We start from the raw sequence: 6,753 nt of genomic DNA, 5'->3' as shown, positions 1-6,753 counted from the left end.
AGGACGTACTTGCGGCGTCCCCGCACTCCGACACCGCCCCGCCACCCCACGGAATGCCGCTTTGGCTTCGGCCGTTGCGGTTGCCGTTGCATTGAGCAGGTGCAGGGCTGCAAGCCCTGCCGAAAACTCCCTTGGGCGTAGAATGCGGGCATGAGCGAATCCCTTGATAACCACCTGGTCCACGGCCGCCGCCAGCGGCCCGATGGTCCGTCGCCGATCGATGTCATCTCGGTCCAGTCGCAACTCGTCTACGGCCACGCCGGCAACAGCGCCGCCGTACCGCCGATGCGTGCGCTCGGTGTGCGCGTCGCGGAAATTCCGACCGTGTTGCTGAGCAATGCGCCGTTCTACGACACCACGCGCGGTCGGGTGCTGCCCGCCGACTGGTTCGCCGACCTGCTGCTGGGCACCCACGAGCGCGGCCTGCCGCAGCGGGCGAAAATGCTGGTTTCCGGTTACTTCGGCAGCACCGCCAACGGTGCCGCCTTCGCCGACTGGCTGGACAACATCCTGCCGGTCTGTCCGCAGCTGCGTTACTGCCTGGATCCGGTGATTGGTGACACCCACACCGGCCCCTACGTGGAACCGGGCCTGGAAGCGATCTTCGCCGAGCGATTGCTGCCGCATGCCTGGCTGGTGACCCCGAACGCCTTCGAACTGAATCGTCTGACCGGTATGCCGGCACTGGCCGAGGCTGATGCCATCGCCGCCGCGCGCACGCTGCTGGACCGTGGCCCGCACTGGGTGATCGCGCACAGCGTGGGCGGTAACCCGGGTGAGCTGGTGACCCTGGCGGTCGGTCGCGAGGAAACCTGGCGCTGGACTTCGCCGCTGCTGCCGGTGGACGTGGCCGGCACCGGTGACGTGCTGATGTCGCTGGTGGTGTCGTTCCTGTTGCGAGGTGAATCGATGCAGCAGGCGATTTCGCGTGCGATTGCCGGTACCCATGCGGCGCTGGAGGCGACTCTGGACAATGGCTTCGAAGAGTTCGACGTGATCGCGGCGGCGCCTGCCGCGCTGGCCGAAGGCACGCGCTTCCGTGCCGAACGCGTGGCATGAGCGGTCTGCACGAACGCACGCCGCGTACGGTCGGTATCGTCGGTAGTGCTGGCGCCTATGGGCGCTGGCTGACCCGTTTCTTCCAGCAGCACATGCAGCTGCAGGTGATCGGCCACGATCCGGCCGATCCGGATTCGCATACGCCGGAACAGCTGCTGGCGCAGGCTGATGTGCTGGTGTTCTCGGCGCCGATCCGGCATACGCCGGCGTTGATTGCCGAGTACGTGCAGCAGTCGGCAGGCCGCGAGCGGGGCAGGTTGTGGCTGGACGTGACCTCGGTGAAGGAAGCGCCGGTGCAGGCGATGCTGGGTTCGCAGGCAGAAGTGGTCGGCCTGCACCCGATGACTGCGCCCCCCAAGGCGCCGACCCTGAAGGGCCGGGTGATGGTGGTCTGCGAAGCGCGGCTGCAACACTGGCAGCCATGGGTCGATACGCTGTGCACGGCGCTGCAGGCCGAGTGCGTGCGGGCCACGCCGCAGCACCACGACCAGATGATGGCGCTGGTACAGGCGATGGTGCATGCCACCCACCTGGCCCAGGCCGGTGTACTGCGCCAGTACCAGCCACAGCTGGGCGATCTGGCCGCAATGATGCCGTACCGCTCGGCGTCGTTCGAGCTGGATACGGCGATCATTTCGCGCATCCTGTCGCTGAACCCGGCGATCTACGAAGACATCCAGTTCGGCAACCCGTACGTGGCGCCGATGCTGGAGCGGCTGGTCGGCCAGCTGCAGGCGCTGCAGGCGCAGGTCGGGCAGGGCGACGAGCGTGCGCGTGGTGCATTCCGCGAGCAGCTGCTGTCGGCCAACCGCAGTGCCTTCGGTGAGCAGGCCGTGGCCGAGGGCAACTACACCTTTGAACGCCTGGGCTATCTGCTGGCCGACCTGACCGAGCGCAATGCGTTGTCGGTGCACCTGCCGGAGGATCGGCCAGGCTCTCTGCGCGAGCTGCTGAACGTGTTCGAGCAGCACCACATCAGCCTGGCCTCGATCCACTCCTCGCGGACGCCTGGCGGTGAGGTGCATTTCCGTATCGGATTCGTGGCCGGCAGCGATGCTGCAGCGATCGCCCGGGCGGCGGCCGAGGTGGACGCCAGCGGCATCGGGCGGGTACTGGGCTGAATTCATCCACAGGCGGTGTGGATGGTTCCTGAGCAAACGTGTGGATAACCTTGTGCGGGCCTTGCCAGCCAAGGCTGTCAAGATGCCTGGCCAAAAAATGATCACGCCTTTTGTAGAGTCGAGCCATCCTCGACCGCCTTGGGCAAAAAGGCGTGTCGACCAAGGTCGACACCCACCAGAGCGGGGCGATACGGAATCCGGTAGCGCCGGGCCATGCCCGGCGAACCTCAGATCGTCAGTCGCAGTTCGCCGCCGCTGGTGGTGAATTCGCGGCCATTGCGAACCAGATGACGCCCGTCATCCAGCTCGTAACGCGGCGTGGCTTCAGAGTGATGCCCGCTGCCATTCGCCTCGGGCTTGAACTCGATGATGATGTGGCTTTCGCCATTGCTGTCGACTGCAGGGAACTGACGGAACGACATCGTGCACCTCCTTCAACGGATGCTGCTGTTCGCCGCCAGCTTGGTCCCGCCGATGTTAGCCGGCCGTCATCAATCGATGAACTGCAGGCGTGCAAGTTCAGCGTACAAGCCACCTTCGGCCAGCAGTTGCGCATGCGTGCCCTCGGCGACGATACGGCCCTGGTCCATCACCACGATGCGGTCGGCCTTGAGCACGGTGGCCAGGCGGTGGGCAATGACCAGCGTGGTGCGGCCGGCCATCAGCCGCTCCAGCGCCTGCTGCACGCTGTGCTCGCTCTGCGCATCCAACGCGCTGGTGGCTTCGTCCAGCAGCAGGATCGGCGCGTCCTTGAGCAGTGCACGGGCAATTGCCACGCGCTGCTGCTGGCCGCCGGACAGGCGGGCACCGCGCTCTCCCAGCTCGCTGTCGTAGCCCTGCGGCAACGCGCGCAGGAAGCCATCGGCCTCGGCCGCTCGCGCGGCATCTTCGACTTCGGCGTCACTGGCCTGCAGGCGGCCATAGCGGATGTTGTCGCGCGCACTGGCCGCGAACAGGGTGGGCTGCTGCGGCACCAGCGCCAGTTGCGCGCGCAGCTCGGCCGGGTCCACCTGGCGCACGTCGATGCCATCCACGCAGATGCGGCCATCGGCCGGGTCGTGGAAGCGCAGCAGCATCGAAAGCACCGTGCTCTTGCCCGCCCCGGACGGACCCACCAGCGCCACGGTCTCGCCCGGACGCACGTGCAGGTTGAAGTGGTCCAGCGCAGCCTGGTCCGGGCGTTGCGGATAGTGGAACACCACATCATTGAACTGGATCTCGCCGCGCATGGGCTGCGGCAACGCGTGCGGCTGTGCCGGCGCGCGGATCTCGATGTCTTCCTGCAGCAGTTCGCCGATGCGGCCCATGCCGCCGGCCGCGCGCTGCAGCTCGTTCCATACTTCGGCCAGTGCGCCCACCGAGCCGCCGCCGATCAGTGCATACAGCACGAACTGGCCCAGCGTACCGGCGCTGAGGCGGCCGTCGATGACGTCGTGCGCGCCCAGCCACAACACACCGACGATGGCGCCGAATACCAGCAGGATGGCGCTGGCGGTGACCAGCGACTGTGCGCCGATGCGGCGACGGGCGGCGCCGATGGCATCGCCGAGAGCCTTGTCGAAGCGTCCGCGCTCGTACGGCTCGCGCGCATGTGCCTGCACCGTGCGCACCGCCCCCAGGGTTTCACTGGCCAGGCTGTTGGCATCGGCGATGCGGTCCTGGCTGTTGCGTGCGACCGTGCGCAGCTTGCGCGCGCCGATGATGATCGGCAGCACCGCCAGCGGAATGCCGAGCAGCGACCATGCGGCCAGCCGCGGGCTGGTGACGAACAGCATTGCCAGGCTGCCGATGACGGTGACCGTGCTGCGCAATGCTACGGACATGGTCGAGCCGACCACGCTGCGCAGCAGTTCGGTGTCCGCGGTCAGGCGCGAGACCAGCTCTCCGCTGCGGCTGCGGTCGTGGAAGCCGGCGCCCAGCTGGATCAGGTGGGCATACAGCTGGCTGCGCAGGTCGGCCACGACCTTTTCACCCAGCAACGATACGAAGTAGAAGCGCGCGGCCGTGCCCAACGCCATGACGACCGCCACCAGCATCAGCAGGGCGAAGGCACGGTTGATCTGGCCGCCGCTGCTGAAACCGTGATCGATCATCTGCTTCACCGCCGGAGGCAGGCTCAGCGTGGCTGCAGAAGACACCGCCAGGGCCAGCAGCCAGGCGGTGAACAGGCCGCTGTGGCGGCGCACGAACGGCCACAGCGTGCGCAGGCTGCCGAGGCGCCGCAGCGGCGGGGTCGAAGCGGGGGCGTCGTCCTTGTCAGTCATCCTGGTCGTCGTCTTCTATGCGGATACGGTCACGGGTGGCGTCGCGCAGGCGGATTTTCAATGCGTCGACCTGATCGGCAGGCAATTCGATCCGCAGGCACACGCCATTGGCATCGAACTGTTCATCGCGCTTCTCGGCCCCGAAGGCGGGCAGGGCAGCATGCAAGGTGCCCAGGTCTTCAAAACCAGCCAGCAGCTGCAGGCGGGACATGGCGACCAGCGGCAGGCGCGGGGCGGTGCGCAGGCATTCGGCCGCAGCGCCGCCATAAGCGCGTACCAGGCCGCCTGCACCGAGCTTGATGCCGCCAAACCAGCGCGTCACCACCACCATCACCCGGTCGAAGCCCTGCCCATCAATGGCGGCAAGAATCGGCCGCCCAGCGGTACCCGCGGGCTCGCCATCGTCGCTGGAACGGTAGTCCTGCCCGTGCCGGTAGGCCCAGCAGTTGTGCGTGGCATCGACCACCGCGACCTGCTGCAGAAACGCCATCGCCGCTGCGGGGCCATCGATCGGCGTGGCATGGGCGATGAAACGGCTGTGCTTGATTTCCAGCGTGTGGCTGACCGGCTGGGCGAGGGTATCGGGCATTCCCACCATTCTACGGTGTTGCTGCCGATTTCCGTGGCACTCAGTCGTCCAGCAGCGGGCGCAGGTCGCGCGGCAGGCGCGATTCCGGGTACTGCTGGATGTAGCGTTCCAGGCTGGCGCGGGCGAGGTCGCGCTGGCCCTGATCGCGGCGTTCGCGGATCTTTTCCAGCCATTGCCGGCGCGGCAGGCGTGCATCCGCGCTTACTTCAGCCTGCACCGCATCCGCGCTCAGGCCCGCATCGCTGTTGCGCTGCATGACGCCGGGCGCGGAACGGCGGGTCGCCTCGCGCTTCATCGAAGTGATCTCGACCCGGTCCTGCATCACGGCGGGTTCGGCGTCGACGTCGGCGGCGTTGGCGACCGGTGCCGCCGCCGTACGCGCCTTCAATGCGGCTGCCGGAGCCGGAGCCGGAGCCGGCAAGGTGGGGGCCGGTGCCGAGTACGCAACAGGGGCCGGCGGCGCAGGAGGTGCCGCGGCTGGTGGCGGCGGCAACGCTGCGAACGCGGTATCGGCGGCGGCTTCTGCGGCCATCGATGGTGCGGCCCGCACCGGCACTGGAGGCGCTTCCGCCGGGGCAGGCTGGCGCGCACGCGCGATGGCAGGTGCGGGGGTATCGGCGGCCGGGATTGCAGTCGTCTTCGGGGGCGCAAGCGGTGCGGTCGGCGCGGCGGCCGGCGCCGCAGCCGCGCTGTCGGCCGCACCGCTGTCAGCAGCCTGGTCGGCGGTGGAGAACTCGGCGGCCGCCGGTGCCGCGGCAACAGCGGTCTCACCGGCAGGAACCGGGGGCGGCTCCGGGCGCAGCTGCCAGGCAATGCCGATTGCGAAGACCATCGAGGCGGCGATACCGAACACCGCCGGCCAGCGTGGACGCGCGCGTCGCGCGCGCGCGGCGTCCGGCGAGGCGGCGGCATCGGCGGACGGAGCATCCACGGCGGCGCGGGCCGCAGCCAGGATGGCGGCATCCAGGGCAGCTGGCGGTGCCTGTTCGGCGCGATGGCCGAGCAGGCGGGCCAGCTCGCGTTCTTCCTGCGTCAGCGGTTCGTCTCGGTTCATGCGTTCAATCCCGCACGCAGCTTGTCCATCGCATAGCGCAGCCGCGATTTCACGGTTTCCCGGCCTACGCCGGTGATCTGGCCGATCTCCTCCAGGCTCAGTTCCTGATCCAGCCGCAGTTGCAGCACTTCGCGCTGCTCCGGCGGCAGTTGTTCCATCGCCAGCTGGATGCGGCGACGCTGTTCGAATTCGGAAAGCTCCGCTTCCGGGGTCTGCCCATCCTCGATCGCGGCCAGGCGCAGATCGGCGTCGGCCGGCGCGGCGGGGCGATGGCGGGCGGCGCGCCAATGGTCGTTCAGGCGGTTGTGGGCGATGCGGAACAGCCAGGTGCTGAACGCGGCCTCGGGCTGCCAGCCGGCGCGGGCGCTGATCACCCGTTGCCAGACGTCCTGGAAGATCTCTTCGGCCAGCGCGTTGTCGCGCAGTTGCCGCAGCAGGAAGCCGAACAGGCGCTTGCGATGGCGCGCATACAGGCTTTCGAAGGCACGCAGGTCGCCACCGGCCCAGGCCAGCATCAAGGCTTCATCGGTTGGCAGTGCGCTGGCTTCCACGGCGTACAGGGTAAGGCCTGCAGGCGATGGCGCATAGCCGGTGGCGGCGGCGGGCAGGGCGAGGGTCATGGCTCGGAAGGGGCTACGGTCATCAGGAAAAACGTACGGGCGCACG

7 protein-coding genes are annotated in these 6,753 nt (G+C 68.3%); 2 read left to right on the top strand and 5 right to left on the bottom strand.

All coding sequences use genetic code 11. The features are described 5' to 3' along the window. The first annotated feature begins 150 nt into the window (after window positions 1–150). Entirely contained in the window at window positions 151–1,059 is a 909-nt protein-coding gene (pdxY, locus tag N5D91_RS20635; protein WP_032128295.1) for a pyridoxal kinase, read from the top strand. Continuing rightward, window positions 1,056–2,180 carry a prephenate dehydrogenase gene (locus N5D91_RS20630; RefSeq protein WP_180855579.1) on the top strand — a complete coding sequence of 375 codons (1,125 nt, stop codon included), beginning with the start codon at window positions 1,056–1,058 and terminating at the stop codon, window positions 2,178–2,180. The genes pdxY and N5D91_RS20630 overlap by 4 nt, the downstream gene beginning before the upstream one ends. A gap of 227 nt (window positions 2,181–2,407) precedes the next feature. On the opposite strand, the gene N5D91_RS20625 is transcribed toward N5D91_RS20630, so the two are convergent. The 5 genes from N5D91_RS20625 to N5D91_RS20605 form a co-directional block, all read right to left on the bottom strand. Further along, window positions 2,408–2,602, bottom strand: coding sequence for a hypothetical protein (locus tag N5D91_RS20625; protein ID WP_049466425.1), 195 nt, complete (start codon window positions 2,600–2,602; stop codon window positions 2,408–2,410). A gap of 69 nt (window positions 2,603–2,671) precedes the next feature. After that, window positions 2,672–4,444, bottom strand: a complete 1,773-nt coding sequence (locus tag N5D91_RS20620) for an ABC transporter transmembrane domain-containing protein (protein ID WP_164162762.1) — start codon at window positions 4,442–4,444, stop codon at window positions 2,672–2,674. Further along, window positions 4,437–5,033, bottom strand: a complete 597-nt coding sequence (locus tag N5D91_RS20615) for a YigZ family protein (protein ID WP_180855578.1) — start codon at window positions 5,031–5,033, stop codon at window positions 4,437–4,439. The genes N5D91_RS20620 and N5D91_RS20615 overlap by 8 nt, the downstream gene beginning before the upstream one ends. 40 nt (window positions 5,034–5,073) lie before the next feature. Then, window positions 5,074–6,087: a hypothetical protein gene (locus N5D91_RS20610; RefSeq protein WP_180855577.1), complete on the bottom strand. Its 1,014-nt coding sequence runs from the start codon at window positions 6,085–6,087 to the stop codon at window positions 5,074–5,076. After that, on the bottom strand, window positions 6,084–6,602 hold the full coding sequence (locus N5D91_RS20605) for an RNA polymerase sigma factor (RefSeq protein ID WP_229298213.1): 519 nt from the start codon (window positions 6,600–6,602) through the stop codon (window positions 6,084–6,086). The genes N5D91_RS20610 and N5D91_RS20605 overlap by 4 nt, the downstream gene beginning before the upstream one ends. Window positions 6,603–6,753: the final 151 nt, after the last annotated feature.

Origin of the sequence: Stenotrophomonas sp. GD03794 (assembly GCF_029842145.1) — a bacterium.
GTDB lineage: Bacteria > Pseudomonadota > Gammaproteobacteria > Xanthomonadales > Xanthomonadaceae > Stenotrophomonas > Stenotrophomonas riyadhensis.
The sequence above is the reverse complement of the archived record's forward strand: the minus strand, read 5'-3'. Positions and strand labels throughout refer to the sequence as shown.

Coding starts and splice junctions, on each gene's coding strand:
- pdxY (WP_032128295.1), top strand. CDS start 151: ATGAGCGAATCCCTTGATAACCACCTGGTCCACGGCCGCCGCCAGCGG.
- N5D91_RS20630 (WP_180855579.1), top strand. CDS start 1,056: ATGAGCGGTCTGCACGAACGCACGCCGCGTACGGTCGGTATCGTCGGT.
- N5D91_RS20625 (WP_049466425.1), bottom strand. CDS start 2,602: ATGTCGTTCCGTCAGTTCCCTGCAGTCGACAGCAATGGCGAAAGCCAC.
- N5D91_RS20620 (WP_164162762.1), bottom strand. CDS start 4,444: ATGACTGACAAGGACGACGCCCCCGCTTCGACCCCGCCGCTGCGGCGC.
- N5D91_RS20615 (WP_180855578.1), bottom strand. CDS start 5,033: ATGCCCGATACCCTCGCCCAGCCGGTCAGCCACACGCTGGAAATCAAG.
- N5D91_RS20610 (WP_180855577.1), bottom strand. CDS start 6,087: ATGAACCGAGACGAACCGCTGACGCAGGAAGAACGCGAGCTGGCCCGC.
- N5D91_RS20605 (WP_229298213.1), bottom strand. CDS start 6,602: ATGCTGGCCTGGGCCGGTGGCGACCTGCGTGCCTTCGAAAGCCTGTAT.